Source organism: Vibrio sp. QJM3NY_21 (assembly GCF_057785975.1).
Map to the genome: position 1 here is coordinate 108,693 of NZ_CM173513.1, position 23,433 is coordinate 132,125.

Genomic DNA, 23,433 nt, shown 5'->3' on the forward strand with positions numbered 1-23,433 from the left:
TTGGTGCAATTGTTTATCTGTGCACCAATATGAAACATAAGCGAGCACCATTCAGCAATGAATTGCCTAAGTTGTCAATCCACTTTTGTTATTTTGCCGGAGATTTGGCTGCCCATCTTGCGGCGGATGCTTTTTTAGAATCCTACGAATTAGACTGTTAGATACTGTATTGAATCAAAGTTAAGCGGATATGAATCGCTAATAAAGAAAAAAGCCTTGGTTGAGATCACATATTTCTGGGTTTTTGTCTAAAATCTGGTATATTATTGACCGTTTTTTAAATCAAGCTAGCGGTTATTATCCAAACTTTTGAGATAATTGACGGCTACCTTTTATGAGTGAATCGAGAATCCATGTCTACTCCACAGATTGATAAGTTAAGAAATATCGCGATCATCGCGCACGTTGACCACGGTAAAACGACTTTGGTTGATAAACTACTACAACAGTCAGGCACTCTTGAGTCTCGTGGTGAAGCTGAAGAGCGTGTCATGGATTCGAATGACATCGAAAAAGAGCGTGGCATTACAATCCTTGCTAAGAACACAGCAATTGACTGGAATGACTACCGTATCAACATCGTAGATACCCCTGGACACGCGGACTTCGGTGGTGAAGTTGAACGTATCATGTCTATGGTTGATTCAGTTCTTCTGATCGTTGATGCAGTTGATGGCCCAATGCCTCAAACTCGTTTCGTAACGCAAAAAGCTTTCGCACACGGCCTTAAGCCAATCGTTGTTATCAACAAGATTGACCGTCCTGGTGCTCGTCCTGATTGGGTTATGGACCAAGTATTTGACTTGTTCGACAACCTAGGCGCGACTGATGAGCAACTAGACTTTACTGTTGTTTACGCTTCAGCTCTAAACGGTTGGGCAACAATGGAAGAAGGCGAAGTTGGCACAGACATGGAACCATTGTTCCAAGCTGTTGTTGATACAGTAGAAGCACCTGCAGTTGACCTTGAAGGTCCACTTCAAATGCAAATTTCGCAACTTGATTACAGCTCTTACGTAGGTGTTATCGGTGTTGCTCGTGTTACTCGTGGTTCTGTTAAACCAAACCAACAAGTAACTATCGTGAATGCTGAAGGCAAAAAACGTAACGGTAAAGTAGGTACTGTACTTGGTTACCTAGGTCTTGAGCGTCACGAAGTAGAACAAGCTAACGCTGGCGACATCATTGCAATCACAGGTCTTGGTGAACTGAAAATTTCAGACACTATCTGTGACGTAAACAATGTTGAAGCAATGGAACCACTGTCTGTTGATGAACCAACAGTAACAATGACTTTCCAAGTAAACACTTCTCCGTTCGCGGGTAAAGAAGGTAAGTTTGTAACTTCACGTAACATCCTTGAGCGTCTTGAAAAAGAATTGGTTCATAACGTTGCACTACGTGTTGAAGAAACTGAAAGTCCAGACCGTTTCCGCGTATCAGGCCGTGGTGAGCTTCACCTTTCTATCCTGATCGAAAACATGCGTCGTGAAGGTTTCGAGCTAGCAGTATCTCGTCCAGAAGTAATCATCAAAGAAGAAGATGGTCAGAAAATGGAACCGTTCGAAACGGTTACTATCGATGTAGTTGAAGAGCACCAAGGTGCGATCATGGAAAGCATCGGTCTACGTAAGGGTGAGCTAACAGATATGGCACCAGATGGTAAAGGCCGTGTTCGCATGGACTTCATGATGCCTTCTCGTGGTCTTATCGGTTTCCAAACTGAATTCCTTACAATGACGTCTGGTTCTGGTCTTATCTACCACTCGTTCGATCACTACGGTCCTTACAAAGGCGGTATCATTGGTCAGCGTAACAACGGTGTTCTAATTTCGAACGCAACGGGTAAAGCACTGACTTACGCATTGTTCTTCCTTCAAGCTCGTGGTCGTCTATTCACAGAGCACGCTGATGAAGTTTATGAAGGTCAAGTAATCGGTATTCACAACCGTTCAAACGACCTGACAGTAAACTGTCTGAAAGGTAAGCAACTAACGAACGTTCGTGCATCTGGTACTGATGAAGCACAAGTTCTTTCTCCACCGATTAAGCACACTCTAGAGCAAGCTCTTGAGTTTATCGATGAAGATGAACTAGTAGAAGTAACGCCACTAAACGTACGTATCCGTAAGAAACTTCTTACTGAAAACGACCGTAAGCGTGCTGCACGTCCAGCTAAGGCTTAATTGCCAGCTGACTAGCTTCTAGCTATCAAGCAATACGTTTTAGAATAAGTAAGAAAGCCCCGAGTAGCCTAGCTACTCGGGGCTTTTGTTTTATGTGATATTGAAGTAGATACGGGTAAACGAGATGAGAGATACAAAGAGCGTTCAAGTCTTCGTCATCCTCAGAGGGAGGAACGACCGAGTTGGGGATCTAGCTTTTGATACCTAGATGGCTTGTAACAAATAGAACCCGTTCTTCGACTGACATAAATGGCACCTCGACCACCTCATACCCAAGCTCTTGATAGACTCTGACCAACGCGTGGTGAACCTCTAATGCCTCTTCAAGCGGATAAGGCCTCACATCATCTTGTACGTAAATAGATGCCTCAGGGCGACAGAACAAGGCTTGTGAGTGATAGCCTTGGCTAGCTTCTCGGTAGATTTTGTCAATCTCAAGGTTCGCCTGAGTTAAGTAACCGCAGATATCTGGAATGGCGCGATCGAGCAACGCAACCGGATGCTGGTTGGCCTGTTCCTTTTGCTCATTCATGACAGTGAGACACAGGCGAGCAAAGCCCGGTAGGTCTAACCAAGGTAAGATACTGTTCTCAAGTTGGCTCTGCTGTTCAATTAACTGTCGAGAAGATTCCGCGAAGGTTGGGTAACCCATGTCACCCAAGGCATTGATCAGTGTTGTCTTCCCGGCTCCGGGACCGCCAGTAATAATGATAGGCTGCATCGTGTTGTTTCTCTGTAGCGCTACTTCTGGTTCAGTTGAGCTAAGAACTTATCCGACTCTGCTATCGCCGCATTCATCTGTTCTATCGCGTAGGCGATGTCTTTTTCTAAGCTCATAAACTCTCCCTGCAATGAACCAACGGCACTCGCATTGAGGTTGTGCTTGAGATAAAGCGTGTTGTCTCGAAGAGTGTTGAGTACCGGATCCATTTTCTTCTCAGCTCTTTTCATCGCTGACAGCATGGTTTGGTAAGACGATTTGGTTTCACGCAGCTTTTTCTCACTTGATCGACGCAGTGAATCACTGGTGTAGAGATCTAACTCACCCTGCCACTCTTCAAATAGCGCATCGGACACATCTTCAATCGCAGCAATGCGGTCACTGACATTTTGTGCGGCTTTCTCACTGTCTTGGTATTTATCGTTAATCTTGTTGTACATGTCTTCAAGGTCACCACCACTGAAGTTAGTCAGGCTACTCAAGGCTTCAAGTGCGCTGGTAAACTCTTCCTGAGCATCCTGCTGAGACTCTTTCGCGTCTTCCACTCTGTCGACCATAATGTCACGCTTGTGGTAGCCCACTTGCTCCATAGCGGAGTAATAAGCTGACTGGCATCCAGTAAGAGTAAAAATAGAGAGGACTATAACTATTAAATAAGGCATCCTAGTTTCCTATAGTTAAATAATATCAATCGTAGTAAATAACTGCTCAACCTAGCTTGTTAAAATGCTCGATAACGGCGTTAGAATTTTTGATTGTAGAATGACTACTTATCGAAAAACTCTTCCTTGTTCTCAAGCCTTTTTCCTACGCTATTTTTGAACATTTACTTACTGTGATTAATACAACGGAATATTAATTAGGACTATGAACGAGTTACAAGGGAGTTACAAGTTGAAGATAAAAAAGGTCGCCACACTCAGTATTCAGTTTTCTCGCTATCTTTTGGCGCGAATGACGCACGATAGAGTCAACGTGAATGCGGGCTATTTGGCGTACATTACCTTGCTCTCGATCGTACCGATGTTGACGGTTTTGCTCTCTATCTTATCGTCATTTTCAGTTTTTGCTGATGTTGGCCTAGTGATTCAAAACTTCGTTATTACCAACTTTGTTCCAGCATCTGGAGATGCGGTGCATGGTGCTCTACTAGAGTTCGTGGCCAATACCGGCAAGATGACGGCGGTGGGCAGTGTGTTCTTATTCATTGCGGCATTGATGCTGATCTCCAACATCGATAAGAATCTTAACTACATCTGGCGAGTAACAGAAAAGCGTCGGGCCGTGTTGTCCTTTTCAATGTATTGGATGGTGCTAACGCTTGGACCTATTTTGATTGGGGCGAGTATTGCTGCAACGTCGTATGTGACATCATTGAACTTGTTACAAAACGAAGTCGTGTCGAGTGCCTTTAATACCGTGATTCGCAAGCTCCCTTTGATTACCTCATTCTTTGCGTTTTTCGGTCTGTACCTGTTGGTTCCCAACAAAAAGATACACTTTTCTCATGCGGCAGCGGGCTCTCTGGTTGCGGCTCTGTTGTTCGAACTCAGTAAGAAAGGCTTTGCGGCTTACATTACTCAATTCCCCTCTTACCAGTTGATTTATGGCGCATTAGCGGCGATTCCCATTCTTTTTGTCTGGGTGTATTTGTGCTGGTTGATTGTGTTGGTGGGTGCCGAGGTGACGGCCGCGTTGGGCGAGCAGGAACAGTGGAGTGACTCGCAAGAAATGGTACACTCGTCGGATAAAGACAAAATCACAGAGCAAGGAAACAACAGTGATAGCACTGATCCAGAGAGTAAGTGAAGCTGCCGTCCGTGTTGATGGCGAAGTAGTGGGTGAGATTGAGCAAGGCTTATTGGTTCTGTTAGGCGTAGAAAAAGGTGATGACGAAGCCAAAGCCAAACGTTTGATGGAACGAGTGACCACTTATCGTGTCTTTGGAGATGAAGACGATAAAATGAATCTCAATGTAAAGCAGGTAGAAGGTAAGGTATTAGTGGTTTCTCAATTCACTCTGCCAGCTGATACTAAGAAAGGCACACGAGCAGGATTTTCTCGCGGTGCTCACCCAGAAGATGCAGAGCGTCTTTACAACTATTTCTCTGACCAGTGTGAATCAGTGTTACCAACGGAACGTGGCCGATTTGCAGCCGACATGAAAGTGTCTTTGGTTAATGATGGCCCAGTAACATTCTGGCTGCAGGTTTAGGCTTAAAGGAATAAGCATGTTTAAACTCATAACACCGACCACCGAAAATCAACTGAACAAGTATTACCATTTTCGCTGGCAGATGCTCCGTGAACCTTGGCGAATGCCGGTAGGTTCAGAGCGCGATGAATACGATGCCATGAGTCACCATCGCATGATTGTCGATGGTCGAGGTCGCCCGATGGCGATTGGTCGTCTCTATATCACCCCAGATCTAGAGGGGCAGATTCGCTATATGGCGGTGAAGAAATCTCGCCAGAGTAAAGGCATGGGCTCACTTATCTTGGTTGCGCTAGAGTCACTGGCACGTCAAGAAGGGGCGAAGCGTTTGGTGTGTAATGCACGCGAAGATGCGATCTCATTCTATGAGAAGAATGAGTTTGAACGTCGTGGTGAAATTAATGATCAACGCGGCCCTGTGCGTCACCAACAGATGGTGAAACCTCTTGACCCAATGGCTGATGTACTGCGCAAACCAGAATGGTGTAATGAGCTTCAGCAGCGTTGGGAAAATCAGATCCCGATCAGTGACAAAATGGGCATCAAGATTAACCAATACACGGGTTATCAGTTTGAGTGTAGCGCTCAGTTGAATCCCAACCTTAACCCTCATAACACCATGTTTGCTGGCTCAGCTTTTACCTTGGCGACTCTAACGGGTTGGGGAATGACTTGGCTACTGATGAAAGAACGTGGGCTGACCGGTGATATCGTACTGGCAGACAGTAATATTCGTTATCGTCACCCAGTCGAGCAAAACCCAGTCGCATCTACGTCATTGGATGGGATCAGTGGCGATTTAGATCGCCTCGCGTCGGGCAGAAAAGCTCGCATCATCATTCATGTGACCATTAACAGTGGCGATGTGGAAGCAGTCGAGTTTACGGGAACCTATATGCTGATCCCTGACTACAAAAAGCGATTATCAACAGACTCCAACGTAAGCGTATAGCTGACACTGGCTAACAGATACAGATACAGATACAGATAGAAGGCGCTACTCCTGTGGAGTGGCGCTTTTTTGTTGGCAGTCGTTAATCTCGGAATACTCTGCTTGGGTGAGCTTTCCTGATATTTGGTGGCATTGATCCGATAAGGAAATAGAGAGAGTGTGTTGCTCGATCTTAAGCAAATCGAGCTCTCCAGAGACATCACCGTTGAGTGTTTGAACTCTTTGTGTACCTTGCTCTGCTGCGGACGCACCAATAATGTGCATTGGTTCAAGAGTGAAGCGACCACGGTCAAAATTCGCATTAAGCTCTGGGATTTCAAACACGTTATCAGTCGAGGCTTCAGAAAGCTTATCGTTAAAGGTCATCACACCTTGGCGAACACTGCCAGTGAGTTGCCCTGTGGTTGAATAACCGAACATCAAGGAATCGCCATACAAGCCTGCGGCTTGAAGTTCAAACTCACCATAGCCGGTTGCATCAAGCGGTAATTCGAGTTGCTGCAGCATGGGTGCTATGGGTAACCCATCGGCAGAGATATCTAAGCTCCATGGCTTACTGATTTGGTTGAAGTCGAGTGTCGCGTTGGCTTCAATATAGCCGTGCTTTAGTGGCATAAACAGGCGTGTCAGCGTCCATTTTCCTTGTTCGCTATTCATTTCAACTACGGGTTGAACACTGACAATATTTTGATAGCTTGCATCGTTGGCGCTAACCATCAACTTGCCTTGCCACAGCCCTAACTTTCTCTGTTGCAGCAGCTGAACCTGATGTCCTTCTACATGCAGCCCTGAGACCTGCCAGTAGGGTTTGGTTGCGAGTTGGATAAGTTGGCTACGTTCTATATTAAGTCTGTCAATAGAGGCTTGCTGAAGCTGTGTCAGCCAAGGCAATAGGCGAGCGGATGGTAGAACTTTATTTTTGCTTTCCGTAATCCACTTTATGCCTTGCAGGTCGAGCTGCGCTAATTGAATGCTGTTAGGGGTTACTTCGCCATTAAGTTGAATAGTGCCTTGTAATAATTGAGTATAGAAATCTTCAATCAGAATCTGGTTCGGATCTAAATTGAGCTTGATACTTGGCTCTATGAACATGTCATCATCAATGGTCACTCCCTCTGCTTGCAGAGAGAAAATGGCCTTCTGTTGCTTCCACAGCTCAAAAGGCAGTTGGATATTTTCTAGTGACGCATCAAAAGCGGTTAAGTGGCCATCTTGCCATTCCACGTCGCTGCGCAGAATATCTAAGCTATTGATGTGATTGATCTGAATACCTGCTATATCCCACTCTTTGCTTAGTAGGCTTTGGGTCTGTTTCTGATTGAGTCGTAAGCTATCGACGGTCACATTCACCAACGACCAATCTTGCTGATACTGCTCTGCTTGTCCTGAAATCTTGGCACCGCGCCAGTCAAATGAAGCGCCATAAAGCGTGCTGTCGCTAGGTTTTAAGTCTAGGTCAAACAACAGGTTATCGAAGGCTTCTCCTTGCCAATACAGCTGCGTGGCTGAGAGTTGGATTTTGCCATAAGGCAGCAATGCGTTGTTGTCATCCCACGTTGGATCGGAGATCTGGAGGTCGATGCCTCGCGCATTAAAGTCTGGGGTCGAAAAGTCGAGATTATTGATGGCTAGCTGATGGAGCTTGATGTTTGGTTGGGTGAATAACGGCGTGAATGTCTCTAGATCGCTTACCTCCAACTGTAGGCCACTGATCAAGACGGAGTCCAAGACCAGTTTAGCTTCTGTAATCGAGCTGGGACTGAACCAAAGATCGATCTTGTCGATATAGAGAGGTTTTTGTTTATCAGGTTGGCTTTGGGTAATGCCCATCAAGGTGATGTGATAAGGCGCCTGATACTCAACGTCTTCAATGAGTACAGGTTGTTCAAGCGTATGCTTGATAAAAAAGTTAGCAACATCCGATCGGTATTGAGTTTGTAGGCTTAATAACAACGCTGCGATAGTCGCAACGATGATTGCCACCACAATGCCAATCACCATGAATACCTTTTTCATTCCCTGAAAGCCTTAAATTTCAATAGTCTCAAAACAGAGTGGAACAAAAAGGGGCAAGCAGCAACAAAAAAGCCCCTCAAAAGAGGGGCTTGCTACAAAAATATCACTTTAAATTGGGCGTTCGCTTTTGGCTTGGCCCGAGCAGATGTTGGGTTAGTCTAGTTGAGGGCCTGCCGCAACCAGTGACTTACCTTCAGCATTGTCTGTGTACTTATCAAAGTTGTTGATGAAGCGCTCTGCTAGATCTTTCGCTTTGCTTTCCCATTGTAGTGGGTCAGTGTAAGTATCACGTGGGTCAAGAATCGCTGGGTCAACATCGTGCAACGCTAGCGGTACTTCTAGGTTAAACATAGGGATAACCTTAGTTTCAGCTTGGTCGATTGAGCCATCTAGGATAGCGTCGATGATGCCACGAGTATCTTGGATTGAGATACGTTTACCTGTGCCATTCCAACCTGTGTTCACTAGGTAAGCTTCAGCGCCAGCTGCTTCCATACGCTTCACAAGCACTTCAGCGTACTGAGTTGGGTGAAGAGTTAAGAATGCCGCACCAAATGCCGCAGAGAACGTTGGTGTTGGTTCAGTAATACCGCGCTCTGTACCTGCTAGCTTAGCTGTGAAGCCAGATAGGAAGTGGTACTTAGTTTGCTCCGGAGTCAGCTTAGATACTGGTGGTAGCACACCAAACGCATCCGCTGTTAGGAAGATAACTTTTTGAGCGTGACCTGCTTTTGATACTGGCTTAACAATGTTGTCGATGTGGTGAATCGGGTAAGAAACACGAGTGTTCTCTGTTTTTGAACCGTCATCGAAATCGATAGAACCATCACCACGAACCGTTACGTTTTCTAGCAGAGCATCGCGACGGATTGCATTGTAGATTTCTGGTTCTGCTTCTTTAGATAGACGAATCGTCTTCGCGTAACAACCACCTTCGAAGTTGAAGATACCATCGTCATCCCAACCGTGCTCATCATCACCGATTAGCTCACGCTTAGGATCGGTTGATAGGGTTGTTTTACCTGTACCAGACAGGCCGAAGAAGATGGCTACATCGCCTTTCTCGCCAACGTTTGCACTACAGTGCATTGAAGCAATGCCTTGCAGAGGAAGCAGGTAGTTCATCATTGCGAACATGCCTTTCTTCATCTCACCGCCGTACCAAGTACCACCGATGATTTGAACGCGCTCTGTTAGGTTGAAAGCAACGAAGTTTTCAGAGTTTAGACCCTGCTTTTCCCAGTTAGGGTTAGTTGTTTTAGCACCGTTCATTACCACGAAATCAGGTTCGAACGTTGCTAGCTCTTCGTCAGTTGGACGAATGAACATGTTCTTAACGAAGTGCGCTTGCCACGCTACTTCAGTGATAATACGCACACTTAAACGCGTATCTGGGTTAGCACCACAATAACCGTCGATGACAAACAGGCGCTTGCCAGATAGCTGAGTTGTCACAAGCTCTTTCAGCTCACTCCAAACTTCAGTTGTAATCGGTTTGTTGTCATTTTTGCCTTGATCTGACCACCACATGGTATCGCGCGTAGTGTCATCTTTAACAATGTACTTATCTTTTGGTGAGCGGCCAGTAAAGATACCAGTGTCAACCGCAACAGAGCCTAGTTCCGTTACTACGCCTTTTTCGTAGCCTTCCAAACCTGGCAGTGTCTCTTCAACGAATAACTGCTCGTAGCTAGGATTACGAAGAACTTCAGTAACGCCAGTCAGTCCGTGCTTAGTTAGATCAATTTGTGCAGCCTTAGTATGTTCCATAACGGTCATAGGTGCTCCTTGTAGGATATTTTGTAGGGATTTTGTATTAATTTTTTATTGTTATCTGCTCACCATGCTAGCAACGAGACTCTGGGGAAACAGGGATACAGCTCAAAAAGTATCCATATTAATCTTGGGGTTTTAAGCGTCTCGTCACATATTGGCCTAACTAGTCTATCCTGTACGCAAACCTTTGCGCTAGGGGCGAGAACATTATTAATTGATTAAAATTAAGCGGTGATTTTATTACGAGATGTTACGGAGTTTGCGCTATTTTGATCACAAAAAAGGCCAGCTTAGTGCTGACCTTTTTGGGGTAAATTACGTGTTTTTGGTACGCTGTAAATTAATGAACCGTATTGTCGCCTTTATCTGCTGCTTCTGCGTACAGTGCATCAACGTCGCCCTTATCGAACGAGTAGTTTGTGCCACAGTAATCACAGTGAAGAGCAACACTACCTTCCGTACTCAGGATGTCGTAGATCTCCTCTTGAGCAACGGTAATGATAGCGGCACCACTGCGTTCACGAGAACAACCACAGAAGAACTCGACAGGTTGAGGGGTAAATACCTGAACCTTCTCTTGGTTATATAGGCGGTATAACAAATCATTTGCTTCTAGAGAGAATAGCTCTTCGTTTTTAACCGTGTCAGTTAACTGCTCCAGGTGCTCGAAGTCATCTGGCGTGCCGGTGCCGTCTGGCATAACCTGCAGTAACATACCTGCAGCGTGTGCTTTGCCTTCATGTTCACCCGTACGTAGCCACAGACGAGTCTTAAGCTGTTCTGAGTTAGCAAAGTAACCTTCAAGAACGTCAGCAAGTGTTTCGCCTTCAAGACCAACGATACCTTGGTAACGCTCACCTTTTTTAGGATCGATAGTGATCACTAGGTGGCCTTTACCTATAAGGTCGTGCAGGCCAGCGTCGTCAGCAATATCACCGTCAAAGCGCGCAACACCACGAATCTTCTGATCGTTATCGCCATTAATAACAGCGAGAGTTACTGGGCCATCACCTTGCAGTTGCATCGTGATAGAGCCTTCAAACTTTAGGGTCGCCGTTAGCAGCGTCGTTGAAACCAGTAGCTCACCCAACAGCTTTTGTACTGGCGCTGGGTATTCCTTGCTAGAAATAATCTGTTGGTACGCTTCGTCCATCTGTACCAATTCACCACGTACTGATAGGTCTTCAAATAGGTAGCGATTTAAAACATTACTTGTAGACATTGGGTCTGCCATTTGGCTATTCCTTCTAGCTTATTGAGTCTTGAACTTGATGATGTCACGACGTTGCTTTTTATCTGGACGACGTTCTGGTGCTGGGCTATGAGCATTTAGCTTGCGTTGTTGTGCAAACTCTTCTCTTTTTGCCAAGCTTTCGGTGGTTTCTTCATAGAGGGTTTGAGCGACTGGCGCTCCGCCGCGGTGTGCGGATATTTTCTCTATGGTGACCGTCTTTTCTTCATTCCCTTGGCGCAGGGTAATCACTGCCCCAAGTTCTACGATTTTGCTGGGTTTGCTGCGCTGACCATTATAGTGGACTTTACCACCATCGACCATGTTGCGAGCAATTGAACGAGTTTTATAAAAGCGTGCTGCCCACAACCATTTATCGAGTCTGACAGCTTCATTAGTCGTTTTCATATAGGACAGTGCCTTTTCAGTTAGAAATGATGCGGTTTAACTGTTATTCACAGCATGCAACTTATGTTGTTTGATGACGCTTATCACACTTAGTAGAAGCTTATGTGGAGGCGATTGGCTTTTTTTTCAAGGAAGATTACAAAATAGCTCAGGTAATGCCGATTTATAGATTTGCTATGATATAGTTCAGGATCTTATGCTTTCAATAAGCAGGAACAGAATGTATGAACAAAAAAGCTGATAGTTTAGTAGGTTACAGCTTTATTCGTTATAGAAAGGGTTAGGGAACGTGAACTTTTTAGAGCTCAAACTTCGCATGGATAACTCTCCGGTGCTGAGCCGATTTTTAGAGAATGGATTTTTACTCCAGCAGAAACTGAGCCTTGTTCTTTGTTGTGTGTTGATCGCAGCTTCCGCATGGATTTTAGGACAGCTTGCATGGTTTATTGAACCTGCTGAGCAAACCGTCGTGCCATGGGCAGCAACGGTTTCATCGTCTTCAACGCCTCAATCGACTCTTGATATCTCTTCTTTGCAGCAGAGCAACATGTTTGGTGCTTATAACCCAACCACGCCTGCTGTGGTTGAGCAGCAAGTTATCCAAGATGCGCCAAAGACGCGACTGAACCTCGTTTTAGTGGGTGCAGTAGCCAGTTCTAATCCAAAACTGAGCTTGGCGGTGATTGCCAATCGCGGCACACAAGCGACCTACGGAATTAACGAAGAGATTGAAGGCACTAGAGCTAAGCTCAAGGCCGTATTGGTCGATCGTGTGATCATCGATAACTCTGGGCGAGACGAAACCCTGATGCTTGAAGGTATTGAGTACAAGCGTTTGTCTGTATCAGCGCCTGCGCCACCTCGTACCTCTTCTTCTGTGCGTGGCAACAACCCAGCTTCTGCAGAAGAGAAGCTAGATGAAATTAAAGCGAAGATAATGAAAGATCCGCAACAAATCTTCCAATATGTTCGACTGTCTCAGGTGAAACGCGACGATAAAGTAATTGGTTATCGCGTGAGCCCTGGCAAAGATTCAGAACTTTTTAACTCTGTTGGGCTCCAAAACGGAGATATTGCCACTCAGTTAAATGGACAAGACCTGACAGACCCAGCCGCTATGGGCAACATATTCCGTTCTATCTCAGAGCTGACAGAGCTAAACCTCGTCGTCGAGAGAGATGGTCAACAACATGAAGTGTTTATTGAATTTTAAAACTTTGCGTCTAACGAAGGACGAAAGTGTAGGAGAAGTACGTGAAGCATTGGTTTAAGAAAAGTGCATGGTTATTGGCAGGAAGCTTAATCTGCACACCCGCAGCCATCGCGAGTGATTTTAGTGCCAGCTTTAAAGGCACGGATATTCAAGAGTTTATTAATATTGTTGGTCGTAACCTAGAGAAGACGATCATCGTTGACCCTTCGGTGCGCGGAAAAATCGATGTACGCAGCTACGACGTACTCAATGAAGAGCAATATTACAGCTTCTTCCTAAACGTATTGGAAGTGTATGGCTACGCGGTTGTCGAAATGGACTCAGGTGTTCTTAAGATCATCAAAGCCAAGGATTCGAAAACATCAGCAATTCCAGTCGTTGGAGACAGTGACACGATCAAAGGCGACAACGTGGTGACACGTGTTGTGACGGTTCGTAATGTTTCAGTACGTGAACTTTCTCCTCTGCTTCGTCAACTAAACGACAATGCAGGCGCGGGTAACGTTGTGCATTACGACCCAGCCAACATCATCCTTATTACGGGCCGAGCGGCGGTAGTAAACCGTTTAGCTGAAATCATCAAGCGCGTTGACCAAGCGGGTGATAAAGAGATTGAAGTCGTTGAGCTAAAGAATGCCTCTGCGGCAGAAATGGTACGTATTGTTGATGCGTTAAGCAAAACCACAGATGCTAAAAACACACCTGCCTTCCTACAACCTAAATTAGTTGCTGATGAGCGTACCAATGCGATTCTTATCTCAGGCGACCCTAAAGTACGTAGCCGTTTAAGAAGGCTGATTGAACAGCTTGATGTTGAAATGGCGACCAAAGGCAACAACCAAGTTATTTATCTTAAGTACGCAAAAGCAGAAGACTTAGTCGATGTGCTTAAAGGCGTGTCGGACAACCTGCAATCAGAAAAGCAATCTTCAACCAAAGGCAGCTCATCGCAACGCAACCAAGTGATGATCTCCGCTCACAGCGATACCAACTCTCTGGTTATTACCGCTCAGCCGGACATTATGAACGCGCTGCAGGATGTGATCGCACAGTTGGATATTCGTCGTGCTCAAGTCTTGATTGAAGCTCTGATTGTTGAAATGGCTGAAGGCGACGGCGTTAATCTTGGTGTGCAATGGGGTAACCTAGAAACGGGTGCCATGATTCAGTACAGCAACACTGGTGCATCGATTGGCGGCGTAATGGTTGGTTTGGAAGAAGCAAAAGATCAAACGAGTACTGAATACTACACTGACAATAATGGTAATCGAGTCCCTTATAGCGTGACCGAATCCGGTGACTACTCATCTTTAGCTTCTGCACTTTCTGGCGTTAATGGCGCCGCAATGAGCGTAGTGATGGGCGACTGGACTGCATTGATCAGTGCGGTAGCAACCGATTCAAATTCAAATATCCTATCTTCTCCAAGTATCACCGTGATGGATAACGGCGAAGCGTCGTTCATTGTGGGTGAAGAGGTGCCTGTTTTAACTGGCTCGACCGCAGGTTCAAGCAACGACAACCCATTCCAAACGGTTGAACGTAAAGAAGTGGGTATCAAGCTGAAAGTGGTGCCACAAATCAATGAAGGTGACTCGGTTCAGCTGCAAATAGAACAAGAAGTATCGAACGTATTAGGCGCCAATGGTGCGGTTGATGTGCGTTTTGCTAAGCGTCAGTTAAATACGTCAGTGATTGTTCAAGACGGTCAAATGCTGGTGTTGGGTGGTCTGATTGACGAGCGAGCATTGGAAAGTGAATCTAAGGTGCCGTTCTTGGGTGATATCCCTGTTCTAGGGCACCTGTTCAAATCAACCAGTACTCAGGTTGAGAAAAAGAACCTAATGGTCTTCATCAAACCAACCATTATTCGTGATGGTATGACAGCCGATGGTATCACGCAGCGTAAATACAACTTCATCCGTGCTGAGCAGTTGTACAAGGCTGAGCAAGGACTGAAATTAATGGCAGACGATAACATCCCTGTATTGCCTAAATTTGGTGCCGACATGAATCACCCGGCTGAAATTCAAGCCTTCATCGATCAAATGGAACAAGAATAATGGCTGAATTGGTAGGGGCGGCAAGTACTTATCAGCGCTTGCCGTTTAGCTTTGCGAATCGCTATAAGATGGTGTTGGAGTATCAACATCCAGAGCGCGCACCGATACTTTATTATGTTGAGCCACTGAAATCGGCGGCGATCATTGAAGTGAGTCGAGTGGTGAAAAATGGTTTCACGCCACAAGCGATTACTCTCGATGAGTTTGATAAAAAACTGACCGATGCTTATCAGCGTGACTCTTCAGAAGCTCGTCAGCTCATGGAAGACATTGGTGCTGATAGTGATGATTTCTTCTCACTAGCGGAAGAACTGCCTCAAGACGAAGACTTACTTGAATCAGAAGATGATGCACCAATCATCAAGTTAATCAATGCGATGCTGGGTGAGGCGATCAAAGAGGGTGCTTCGGATATACACATCGAAACCTTTGAGAAGTCGTTGTCGATTCGTTTCCGTGTTGATGGTGTGCTGCGTGATGTTTTAGCGCCAAGCCGTAAACTGGCTCCGTTATTGGTTTCGCGTGTCAAGGTTATGGCTAAATTGGACATTGCGGAAAAACGCGTGCCACAGGATGGTCGTATTTCTCTGCGTATTGGTGGCCGAGCGGTTGATGTTCGTGTTTCAACCATGCCTTCTTCGCACGGTGAGCGTGTGGTAATGCGTCTGTTGGACAAAAACGCCACTCGTCTAGACTTGCACAGTTTAGGTATGACAGCAGAAAACCATGAAAACTTCCGTAAGCTGATTCAGCGCCCACACGGCATTATCTTGGTGACCGGCCCGACAGGTTCAGGTAAATCGACGACCTTGTATGCTGGCCTGCAAGAACTCAACAGTAATGAACGAAACATTTTAACCGTTGAAGACCCAATCGAATTCGATATCGATGGCATTGGTCAAACACAAGTGAACCCTAAGGTTGATATGACCTTTGCGCGAGGCTTACGTGCCATTCTTCGTCAAGATCCTGATGTGGTTATGATTGGTGAGATCCGTGATTTGGAGACCGCTGAGATCGCTGTTCAAGCTTCTTTAACGGGTCACTTAGTTATGTCGACCCTTCATACCAATACAGCAATCGGTGCGATCACGCGTCTGCGTGATATGGGCATTGAACCTTTCTTAATCTCTTCTTCGCTGCTGGGTGTTTTGGCTCAGCGCTTGGTTCGTACTTTATGTAACGAATGTAAAGAACCTTATGAAGCCGATAAAGAGCAGAAGAAACTGTTTGGGTTGAAGAAGAAAGAAAGCCTGACGCTTTACCATGCCAAAGGTTGTGAAGAGTGTGGCCATAAGGGATACAGAGGCCGTACCGGTATTCATGAGCTGCTGATGATTGATGACTCAGTACAAGAGTTGATTCACAGTGAAGCGGGTGAACAGGCGATTGAAAAAGCAATTCGTGGCACAACACCAAGTATTCGAGATGATGGCTTGAGCAAAGTTCTGAAAGGGGTAACGTCCCTAGAAGAAGTGATGCGTGTGACCAAGGAAGTCTAGTATGGCGGCATTTGAATACAAAGCACTGGATGCCAAAGGCAAAAGTAAAAAAGGCTCAATTGAAGCAGATAATGCTCGTCAGGCTCGCCAAAGAATCAAAGAACTTGGCTTGATGCCGGTTGAGATGACCGAGGCTAAGGCAAAGACAGCAAAAGGTGCTCAGCCATCGACCAGCTTTAAACGCGGCATCAGCACGCCTGATCTTGCGCTTATTACTCGTCAAATATCCACGCTCGTTCAATCTGGTATGCCGTTGGAAGAGTGCTTGAAAGCCGTTGCCGAACAGTCTGAGAAACCTCGTATTCGCACCATGCTACTCGCGGTGAGATCTAAGGTGACTGAAGGTTATTCGTTAGCAGATAGCTTGTCTGATTATCCCCATATCTTCGATGAGCTATTCAGAGCCATGGTTGCTGCTGGTGAGAAGTCAGGGCACCTAGATGCGGTATTGGAACGATTGGCTGACTACGCAGAAAACCGTCAGAAGATGCGTTCTAAGTTGCTGCAAGCGATGATCTACCCAATCGTGCTGGTGGTGTTTGCGGTGACGATTGTGTCGTTCTTACTGGCAACGGTAGTGCCTAAAATCGTTGAGCCGATTATTCAGATGGGCCAAGAACTTCCTCAATCGACACAATTTTTATTAGCATCGAGTGAATTTATCCAGAATTGGGGCATCCAATTACTGTTGTTGACCATTGGTGTGATTGTTCTGGTTAAGACCGCGCTGAAAAAACCGGGCGTTCGCATGAGCTGGGATCGCAAATTATTGAGCATCCCGTTGATCGGCAAGATAGCGAAAGGGATCAACACCTCTCGCTTTGCACGAACACTTTCTATCTGTACCTCTAGTGCTATTCCTATCCTTGAAGGGATGAAGGTCGCGGTAGATGTGATGTCGAATCATCACGTGAAACAGCAAGTACTGCAGGCATCAGACAGCGTTAGAGAAGGGGCAAGCCTGCGTAAAGCGCTTGATCAAACCAAACTCTTTCCCCCGATGATGCTGCATATGATCGCCAGTGGTGAGCAGAGTGGCCAGTTGGAGCAGATGCTGACAAGAGCGGCTGATAACCAAGACCAAAGTTTTGAGTCGACCGTAAACATCGCCTTAGGCATTTTTACCCCAGCCCTTATCGCTTTGATGGCAGGCTTAGTGCTGTTCATTGTGATGGCGACGCTGATGCCGATGCTTGAAATGAATAATTTGATGAGCGGTTAATCAGTCGCTCATAGGACGTTAGTTTTTGGATTATCGAGACGAAGGACATCATTACCTTCAACTCGCTGTCTGTAATTTGGAGAAAATAATGAAAAATAAAATGAAGAAACAGTCAGGCTTTACCCTATTAGAAGTCATGGTTGTTGTCGTTATCCTTGGTGTTTTAGCAAGTTTTGTTGTGCCTAACCTGTTGGGCAACAAAGAGAAGGCGGATCAACAAAAAGCCATCACTGATATCGTGGCGCTAGAGAACGCGCTCGACATGTACAAACTGGATAACAGCGTTTATCCGACAACGGATCAAGGCCTTGATGGATTAGTTTCTAAGCCAAGCAGCCCAGAGCCTCGTAACTACCGTGACGGTGGTTACATCAAGCGTCTGCCTAACGACCCATGGGGTAACGAGTACCAATACCTAAGTCCTGGCGATAACGGCACAATTGATATCTTCACTCTTGGCGCTGATGGTCAAGAAGGTGGTGAAGGTATTGCTGCGGATATCGGCAACTGGAACATGCAGGACTTCCAATAAGCTTCGGCTTGTTGTCGGTTGATACGTTCCTGTTGTTTGATTCGTTATTGTCGCTTGATACGTTATTGATGGTAGTACGCAAAAAATGGAGTCTACAAGGTGAAAACTAAGCAAACACAGCCAGGTTTCACCTTGATTGAGATTCTTTTGGTGTTGGTATTACTGTCAGTATCGGCGGTCGCGGTGATCTCGACCATCCCTACCAATAGCAAAGATGTTGCTAAAAAATACGCTCAAAGCTTTTATCAGCGAATTCAGCTACTCAATGAAGAGGCTATTTTGAGTGGCTTAGATTTTGGTGTTCGTGTTGATGAAAAAAAATCGACTTACGTTCTGATGACTTTGAAGTCTGATGGCTGGCAAGAAACTGAGTTCGAAAAGATCCCTTCTTCAACTGAATTACCGGAAGAACTGGCACTGTCGCTGACATTAGGTGGTGGCGCGTGGGAAGACGATGATCGTCTTTTTAATCCGGGAAGCTTATTTGATGAAGACATGTTTGCGGATCTGGAAGAGGAAAAGAAGCCCAAGCCACCACAGGTCTACATCTTGTCGAGTGCTGAAATGACGCCATTTGTATTGTCGTTTTACCCTAACACGGGTGACACAATACAAGATGGTTGGCGCATTCGAGTGTTGGATAATGGTGAGATTCGATTACTTGAGCCGGGAGAAGAAGATGAAGAAGAATAACCGTTCTCCTTATCGTTCTCGCAGTATGCTTCTTGGTTCTCGAGGAATGACTCTGCTTGAAGTATTAGTTGCGCTGGCTATTTTTGCGACGGCGGCGATCAGTGTGATTCGTGCTGTTACTCAGCACATCAATACACTCAGTTATCTCGAAGAAAAGACCTTCGCGGCGATGGTCGTTGATAATCAGATGGCCTTAGTCATGCTGCATCCTGAGAAGCTAAAAAAAGCGCAGGGCACGCAAGAGTTAGCGGGAAGAGAGTGGTTCTGGAAGGTGACTCCCATCGATACAAGTGATGATTTGTTAAAGGCATTTGATGTGAGTGCGGCAACCAGCAAGAAAGCGTCTCCAGTCGTTACGGTGCGCAGTTATGTGGTTAATTAAGAGAATGTGGTTAACTAAGATCGTGTCGCTAACTAAAAGCATGTCGGCAAATAAGCGTACGCCGCGTAAACAAGGTCTATCTTCCAAAGGGAGAGGCTTTACCTTAATTGAAGTCTTGGTCTCGATCGCTATCTTTGCCACGTTAAGTATGGCGGCTTATCAGGTGGTTAATCAGGTGCAGCGAAGCAACGAGATCTCGATTGAGCGCAGTGCTCGTTTGAACCAACTGCAACGCAGTTTAGTCATTTTAGATAATGATTTTCGCCAGATGGCGGTGCGAAAATTTCGTACCAACGGTGAAGAAGCATCATCTAAGCTGATTTTAATGAAAGAGTATTTACTGGATTCCGATAGTATTGGCATCATGTTTACTCGCCTTGGTTGGCATAACCCGCAACAGCAGTTTCCTCGAGGTGAGGTGACGAAAGTGGGTTACCGCCTCAAAGAAGAAACACTTGAGCGAGTGTGGTGGCGCTATCCCGATACACCAGCAGGCCAGCAAGGCGTAATTACTCCTCTGCTTGATGATGTCGAAAGCTTGGAATTTGAGTTTTATGACGGCAGTCGTTGGGGTGAAGAGTGGCAAACCGATAAATCATTGCCTAAAGCTGTACGACTAAAGCTGACCTTGAAAGATTATGGTGAGATAGAACGTGTTTATCTCACGCCAAGTGGTACGTTAGACCAAGCCGATGACGCTGATGACTCTTCAAATAGTGAGGGGAATAATGGCTAATCGAATCAATCGCCTTACTAAGAGAAGCTCTGCCTTAGGTCGTAAGCAGCGTGGTGTGGCACTGATCGTGATCCTGATGCTACTGGCGATCATGGCCACCATTGCGGGCAGTATGTCCGAGCGTTTGTTTACCCAATTCAAGCGCGTTGGCAACCAACTGAATTACCAACAAGCTTACTGGTATAGCATTGGTGTAGAAGCGTTGGTGCAAGACGGTATTAGGCAAAGTTACAAAGACAGTGATACCGTGAACCTAAGCCAACCATGGGCGTTAGAAGAGCAGGTATACCCATTGGATTATGGCCAAGTCAAAGGTCGTATCGTGGATGCACAGGCTTGCTTTAATCTTAATGCCTTAGCCGGAGTGACGACCACTTCAAGTAACCAGGCTCCTTATTTAATCACGGTTTGGCAAACCTTACTGGAAAACCAAGACGTTGATCCTTATCAGGCTGAGGTTATCGCAAATTCAACGTGGGAGTTTGTTGATGCTGATACACGAACTACCTCTTCGTCTGGCGTAGAAGACAGCACCTATGAAGCGATGAAGCCCTCTTATTTAGCGGCGAATGGCTTGATGGCCGATGAATCCGAGTTACGAGCGGTTTATCAGGTCACTGGTGAGGTGATGAATAAGGTTCGCCCCTTTGTTTGCGCTCTGCCAACCGATGATTTCCGTTTGAACGTGAATACACTCACGGAAAAGCAAGCGCCTTTATTGGAAGCGATGTTTGCGCCGGGCTTAAGTGAGTCGGATGCCAAACAGCTGATAGACAAACGCCCATTTGATGGCTGGGATACGGTGGATGCTTTTATGGCTGAATCTGCCATTGTTGGTGTAAGTGCCGAAGTCAGCAAGAAAGCGAAAGCATATTTAACTGTAGATAGCGCCTATTTTGAGCTAGATGCAGAGGTATTAGTTGAGCAGTCACGTGTACGTATACGGACGCTTTTCTATAGTAGTAATCGAGAAACAGTGACGGTAGTACGCCGTCGTTTTGGAGGAATCAGTGAGCGAGTTTCTGACCGTTCGACTGAGTAGCGAACCACAGAGCCCTGTGCAGTGGTTAGTTTGGTCGACAAGCCAACAAGAAGTGATAGCAAGCGGTGAACTGTCTAGCTGGGAACAGCTTGACGAGTTAACGCCTTACGCTGAGAAGCGCAGCTGTATCGCTTTATTGCCGGGAAATGAATGCTTAATTAAGCGTGTTGAGATCCCTAAAGGTGCTGCTCGCCAGTTCGACTCTATGCTGCCGTTTTTGTTAGAAGACGAAGTCGCACAAGATATCGAAGACTTACATCTGACCATTTTAGATAAAGATGCCACTCACGCTACCGTGTGTGGTGTGGATCGTGAATGGTTAAAACAAGCTTTAGACCTGTTTCGCGAAGCCAATATAATCTTCCGCAAGGTGCTACCAGATACACTAGCCGTGCCTTTTGAAGAACAAGGCATCAGTGCATTACAGATCGACCAACATTGGTTATTACGCCAAGGTCACTCTCAACGTCAAGGTAACTATCAAGCCGTATCAATCAGCGAAGCATGGTTACCGATGTTTTTGCAAAGTGATTGGGTTGTCGCTGGTGAGGAAGAGCAAGCGACGACTATCTTCAGCTATACCGCGATGCCGAGCGACGACGTTCAACAGCAAAGCGGTCTCGAGTGGCAAGCAAAGCCTGCCGAGTTGGTGATGTCTTTATTGAGTCAGCAAGCGATCACAAGCGGCGTAAATTTACTGACTGGCACCTTTAAAACCAAATCTTCATTCAGTAAATATTGGCGTGTTTGGCAGAAAGTGGCGATTGCTGCTTGTTTGCTGGTGGCCGTGATTGTGACTCAACAAGTGTTGAAGGTTCAGCAATACGAAGCGCAAGCACAAGCCTACCGCATGGAGAGTGAGCGTATCTTTAGAGCGGTGCTGCCTGGTAAACAACGCATTCCGACCGTGAGTTACCTCAAGCGTCAGATGAGCGACGAAGCCAAAAAATACGGTGGTTCAGGCGAAGGTGATTCCTTACTTGGTTGGTTAGCTTTGCTGCCTGAAACCTTAGGGCAAGTGAAGACGATCGAAGTTGAAAGCATTCGCTACGATGGCAACCGTTCTGAGGTTCGACTGCAGGCTAAAAGTTCTGACTTCCAACACTTTGAGACCGCAAGGGTGAAACTCGAAGAGAAGTTTGTCGTTGAGCAAGGGCCATTGAACCGCAATGGCGATGCCGTATTTGGCAGTTTTACTCTTAAACCCCATCAATAACCTGCGTAAGGAGATCAGTGATGAGAAATATGATTGAACCACTCCAGGCGTGGTGGACTTCAATAAGTCAAAGAGAGCAACGATTAGTTGTTGGTTGCTCAGTTTTATTGGTGTTGGGTGTCGTTTATTGGGGGTTATTACAGCCACTCAGTCAGCGAGCTGAACTTGCACAAAGTCGTATTCAAAGTGAGAAGCAGCTTCTTGCTTGGGTAACGGACAAAGCGAATCAAGTGGTTGAGCTACGAGGCAGTGGTGGCATCAGTGCGAGCCAGCCTTTGAACCAATCTGTGCCTGCTTCTATGCGCCGTTTTAATATCGAGCTGATACGCGTGCAACCACGTGGTGAGATGCTGCAAGTGTGGATTAAGCCTGTGCCCTTTAATAAGTTCGTTGACTGGCTGACATACCTGAAAGAAAAGCAGGGTGTTGAGGTTGAGTTTATGGATATTGATCGCTCTGATAGCCCTGGGGTTATTGAGATCAACCGACTACAGTTTAAACGAGGTTAATGTGAAACTCGGTTTATCTTTCAAATATGGCCTGTTATTCAGCGTCATTTTTATCGTTTTTTTCTCGGTAAGCTTGTTGCTGCATTTGCCTGCCGCTTTTGCTCTCAAGCATGCACCCGTCGTGCGTGGTTTAAGCATTGAAGGTGTTGAGGGTACAGTTTGGCAAGGTCGCGCTAACAATATTGCGTGGCAGCGTGTCAATTATGGCTCAGTGCAGTGGGACTTCCAGTTCTCGAAACTATTCCAAGCCAAAGCAGAACTGGCGGTTCGCTTTGGCCGTAACAGCGACATGAACTTATCAGGTAAAGGACGTGTCGGATATAGCATGAGCGGTGCTTACGCGGAAAACTTAGTGGCATCAATGCCTGCCAGCAACGTGATGAAATATGCGCCTACTATCCCAGTGCCAGTGTCTATTGCAGGGCAAGTTGAACTGACAATCAAACATGCTGTTCATGCTCAACCTTGGTGCCAATCGGGCGAAGGTACGCTTGCTTGGTCTGGTGCAGCTGTCGACTCGCCAGTGGGTTCATTAGACCTTGGTCCTGTGATTGCGGACATAACCTGTGAAGACAACACAATTGCAGCCAAAGGCATTCAGAAGAGCGAGCAAGTGGACAGTGAGTTTTCCGCGAGCGTAACGCCTAACCAACGCTACACATCAGCGGCGTGGTTTAAACCTGGTGCTGAGTTCCCTCCCGCGATGCAGAGTCAGCTTAAGTGGTTGGGCAACTCTGATAGCCAAGGTAAATACCAATTTACTTATCAAGGCCGCTTTTAGCCCGGAATCTACTTCTGAGCTAGTATCTGTTGGTTAG

The 23,433-nt window shown here is 46.0% G+C and carries 22 protein-coding genes; 16 read left to right on the top strand and 6 right to left on the bottom strand.

Annotated elements, in window-relative coordinates; all coding sequences use genetic code 11:
• Positions 1–353: 353 nt before the first annotated feature.
• On the top strand, positions 354–2,186 hold the full coding sequence (gene typA, locus AC3CID_RS00480) for a translational GTPase TypA (protein WP_004735586.1): 1,833 nt from the start codon (positions 354–356) through the stop codon (positions 2,184–2,186).
• 190 nt (positions 2,187–2,376) lie between these two features.
• On the opposite strand, the gene AC3CID_RS00485 is transcribed toward typA, so the two are convergent.
• Together AC3CID_RS00485 and AC3CID_RS00490 are read right to left on the bottom strand one after the other, a co-directional pair.
• Positions 2,377–2,907, bottom strand: coding sequence for an AAA family ATPase (locus AC3CID_RS00485; protein ID WP_488526770.1), 531 nt, complete (start codon positions 2,905–2,907; stop codon positions 2,377–2,379).
• Between the two features lie 20 nt (positions 2,908–2,927).
• Positions 2,928–3,569 carry a DUF2959 domain-containing protein gene (locus AC3CID_RS00490; RefSeq protein WP_017107901.1) on the bottom strand — a complete coding sequence of 214 codons (642 nt, stop codon included), beginning with the start codon at positions 3,567–3,569 and terminating at the stop codon, positions 2,928–2,930.
• 205 nt (positions 3,570–3,774) lie between these two features.
• Between AC3CID_RS00490 and AC3CID_RS00495 the strand changes: the two genes are divergently transcribed.
• The 3 genes from AC3CID_RS00495 to AC3CID_RS00505 are packed head-to-tail and all read left to right on the top strand — an operon-like array spanning position 3,775 to position 6,074.
• Positions 3,775–4,716 (top strand): virulence factor BrkB family protein, encoded by a 942-nt coding sequence (locus tag AC3CID_RS00495; protein WP_488526771.1) that lies wholly within the window; start codon positions 3,775–3,777, stop codon positions 4,714–4,716.
• Positions 4,688–5,122: a D-aminoacyl-tRNA deacylase gene (gene dtd / locus AC3CID_RS00500; protein WP_004735590.1), complete on the top strand. Its 435-nt coding sequence runs from the start codon at positions 4,688–4,690 to the stop codon at positions 5,120–5,122. Before AC3CID_RS00495 ends, dtd begins: the two co-directional genes overlap by 29 nt.
• Positions 5,123–5,138: 16 nt before the next feature.
• The gene (locus AC3CID_RS00505) at positions 5,139–6,074 is read left to right on the top strand and encodes a bifunctional GNAT family N-acetyltransferase/hotdog fold thioesterase (RefSeq protein ID WP_004735591.1); all 936 of its coding nucleotides are present in this window, start codon (positions 5,139–5,141) and stop codon (positions 6,072–6,074) included.
• Between the two features lie 45 nt (positions 6,075–6,119).
• Here AC3CID_RS00505 and AC3CID_RS00510 read toward each other — a convergent pair whose 3' ends face one another.
• The 4 genes from AC3CID_RS00510 to hslR form a co-directional block, all read right to left on the bottom strand.
• Positions 6,120–8,090 (bottom strand): AsmA family protein, encoded by a 1,971-nt coding sequence (locus tag AC3CID_RS00510; protein ID WP_488526772.1) that lies wholly within the window; start codon positions 8,088–8,090, stop codon positions 6,120–6,122.
• A 153-nt stretch (positions 8,091–8,243) separates the two neighbouring features.
• Entirely contained in the window at positions 8,244–9,869 is a 1,626-nt protein-coding gene (gene pckA / locus AC3CID_RS00515; RefSeq protein WP_017091441.1) for a phosphoenolpyruvate carboxykinase (ATP), read from the bottom strand.
• A 337-nt stretch (positions 9,870–10,206) separates the two neighbouring features.
• Positions 10,207–11,100 (bottom strand): Hsp33 family molecular chaperone HslO, encoded by an 894-nt coding sequence (gene hslO, locus AC3CID_RS00520; RefSeq protein ID WP_108194016.1) that lies wholly within the window; start codon positions 11,098–11,100, stop codon positions 10,207–10,209.
• 18 nt (positions 11,101–11,118) lie between these two features.
• Positions 11,119–11,505 carry a ribosome-associated heat shock protein Hsp15 gene (gene hslR, locus AC3CID_RS00525; protein ID WP_004735595.1) on the bottom strand — a complete coding sequence of 129 codons (387 nt, stop codon included), beginning with the start codon at positions 11,503–11,505 and terminating at the stop codon, positions 11,119–11,121.
• A gap of 316 nt (positions 11,506–11,821) precedes the next feature.
• Here hslR and gspC point away from each other — a divergent pair, with 316 nt between their 5' ends.
• From gspC to AC3CID_RS00585, 12 genes are all read left to right on the top strand, one after another.
• Positions 11,822–12,718: a type II secretion system protein GspC gene (gene gspC / locus AC3CID_RS00530; protein WP_237290929.1), complete on the top strand. Its 897-nt coding sequence runs from the start codon at positions 11,822–11,824 to the stop codon at positions 12,716–12,718.
• A gap of 41 nt (positions 12,719–12,759) precedes the next feature.
• Positions 12,760–14,781, top strand: coding sequence for a type II secretion system secretin GspD (gene gspD, locus AC3CID_RS00535; protein ID WP_017086960.1), 2,022 nt, complete (start codon positions 12,760–12,762; stop codon positions 14,779–14,781).
• A complete protein-coding gene (gene gspE, locus AC3CID_RS00540; protein ID WP_076676018.1) occupies positions 14,781–16,283 on the top strand; it encodes a type II secretion system ATPase GspE in 1,503 nt (500 codons plus the stop codon). The genes gspD and gspE overlap by 1 nt, the downstream gene beginning before the upstream one ends.
• A 1-nt stretch (position 16,284) precedes the next feature.
• Positions 16,285–17,505 (top strand): type II secretion system inner membrane protein GspF, encoded by a 1,221-nt coding sequence (gspF, locus tag AC3CID_RS00545; protein WP_372244860.1) that lies wholly within the window; start codon positions 16,285–16,287, stop codon positions 17,503–17,505.
• Between the two features lie 88 nt (positions 17,506–17,593).
• The gene (gene gspG / locus AC3CID_RS00550) at positions 17,594–18,037 is read left to right on the top strand and encodes a type II secretion system major pseudopilin GspG (protein WP_009848023.1); all 444 of its coding nucleotides are present in this window, start codon (positions 17,594–17,596) and stop codon (positions 18,035–18,037) included.
• Between the two features lie 99 nt (positions 18,038–18,136).
• On the top strand, positions 18,137–18,730 hold the full coding sequence (gene gspH, locus AC3CID_RS00555) for a type II secretion system minor pseudopilin GspH (protein ID WP_017079328.1): 594 nt from the start codon (positions 18,137–18,139) through the stop codon (positions 18,728–18,730).
• Positions 18,717–19,112, top strand: coding sequence for a type II secretion system minor pseudopilin GspI (gene gspI / locus AC3CID_RS00560; protein ID WP_171312285.1), 396 nt, complete (start codon positions 18,717–18,719; stop codon positions 19,110–19,112). The genes gspH and gspI overlap by 14 nt, the downstream gene beginning before the upstream one ends.
• Positions 19,099–19,848 carry a type II secretion system minor pseudopilin GspJ gene (gspJ, locus tag AC3CID_RS00565; RefSeq protein ID WP_488526773.1) on the top strand — a complete coding sequence of 250 codons (750 nt, stop codon included), beginning with the start codon at positions 19,099–19,101 and terminating at the stop codon, positions 19,846–19,848. Before gspI ends, gspJ begins: the two co-directional genes overlap by 14 nt.
• Entirely contained in the window at positions 19,841–20,890 is a 1,050-nt protein-coding gene (gene gspK / locus AC3CID_RS00570) for a type II secretion system minor pseudopilin GspK (protein WP_428783980.1), read from the top strand. The genes gspJ and gspK overlap by 8 nt, the downstream gene beginning before the upstream one ends.
• On the top strand, positions 20,859–22,106 hold the full coding sequence (gene gspL / locus AC3CID_RS00575; protein ID WP_146454077.1) for a type II secretion system protein GspL: 1,248 nt from the start codon (positions 20,859–20,861) through the stop codon (positions 22,104–22,106). Before gspK ends, gspL begins: the two co-directional genes overlap by 32 nt.
• A 20-nt stretch (positions 22,107–22,126) precedes the next feature.
• The gene (locus AC3CID_RS00580; RefSeq protein ID WP_017086954.1) at positions 22,127–22,615 is read left to right on the top strand and encodes a type II secretion system protein M; all 489 of its coding nucleotides are present in this window, start codon (positions 22,127–22,129) and stop codon (positions 22,613–22,615) included.
• Between the two features lies 1 nt (position 22,616).
• Positions 22,617–23,396: a type II secretion system protein N gene (locus AC3CID_RS00585; protein ID WP_488526774.1), complete on the top strand. Its 780-nt coding sequence runs from the start codon at positions 22,617–22,619 to the stop codon at positions 23,394–23,396.
• Positions 23,397–23,433 lie beyond the last annotated feature (37 nt).

Bases quoted from the DNA above. Each gene is read 5' to 3' on its own strand.
- AC3CID_RS00490 (WP_017107901.1), bottom strand. From the start codon at position 3,569: ATGCCTTATTTAATAGTTATAGTCCTCTCTATTTTTACTCTTACTGGA.
- gspG (WP_009848023.1), top strand. From the start codon at position 17,594: ATGAAAAATAAAATGAAGAAACAGTCAGGCTTTACCCTATTAGAAGTC.
- gspI (WP_171312285.1), top strand. From the start codon at position 18,717: ATGAAGAAGAATAACCGTTCTCCTTATCGTTCTCGCAGTATGCTTCTT.
- gspJ (WP_488526773.1), top strand. From the start codon at position 19,099: ATGTGGTTAATTAAGAGAATGTGGTTAACTAAGATCGTGTCGCTAACT.
- gspE (WP_076676018.1), top strand. From the start codon at position 14,781: ATGGCTGAATTGGTAGGGGCGGCAAGTACTTATCAGCGCTTGCCGTTT.
- gspK (WP_428783980.1), top strand. From the start codon at position 19,841: ATGGCTAATCGAATCAATCGCCTTACTAAGAGAAGCTCTGCCTTAGGT.
- hslO (WP_108194016.1), bottom strand. From the start codon at position 11,100: ATGGCAGACCCAATGTCTACAAGTAATGTTTTAAATCGCTACCTATTT.
- AC3CID_RS00495 (WP_488526771.1), top strand. From the start codon at position 3,775: ATGAACGAGTTACAAGGGAGTTACAAGTTGAAGATAAAAAAGGTCGCC.
- AC3CID_RS00505 (WP_004735591.1), top strand. From the start codon at position 5,139: ATGTTTAAACTCATAACACCGACCACCGAAAATCAACTGAACAAGTAT.
- hslR (WP_004735595.1), bottom strand. From the start codon at position 11,505: ATGAAAACGACTAATGAAGCTGTCAGACTCGATAAATGGTTGTGGGCA.
- AC3CID_RS00485 (WP_488526770.1), bottom strand. From the start codon at position 2,907: ATGCAGCCTATCATTATTACTGGCGGTCCCGGAGCCGGGAAGACAACA.
- AC3CID_RS00510 (WP_488526772.1), bottom strand. From the start codon at position 8,090: ATGAAAAAGGTATTCATGGTGATTGGCATTGTGGTGGCAATCATCGTT.
- gspC (WP_237290929.1), top strand. From the start codon at position 11,822: ATGGATAACTCTCCGGTGCTGAGCCGATTTTTAGAGAATGGATTTTTA.
- AC3CID_RS00580 (WP_017086954.1), top strand. From the start codon at position 22,127: ATGAGAAATATGATTGAACCACTCCAGGCGTGGTGGACTTCAATAAGT.
- gspF (WP_372244860.1), top strand. From the start codon at position 16,285: ATGGCGGCATTTGAATACAAAGCACTGGATGCCAAAGGCAAAAGTAAA.
- pckA (WP_017091441.1), bottom strand. From the start codon at position 9,869: ATGACCGTTATGGAACATACTAAGGCTGCACAAATTGATCTAACTAAG.
- typA (WP_004735586.1), top strand. From the start codon at position 354: ATGTCTACTCCACAGATTGATAAGTTAAGAAATATCGCGATCATCGCG.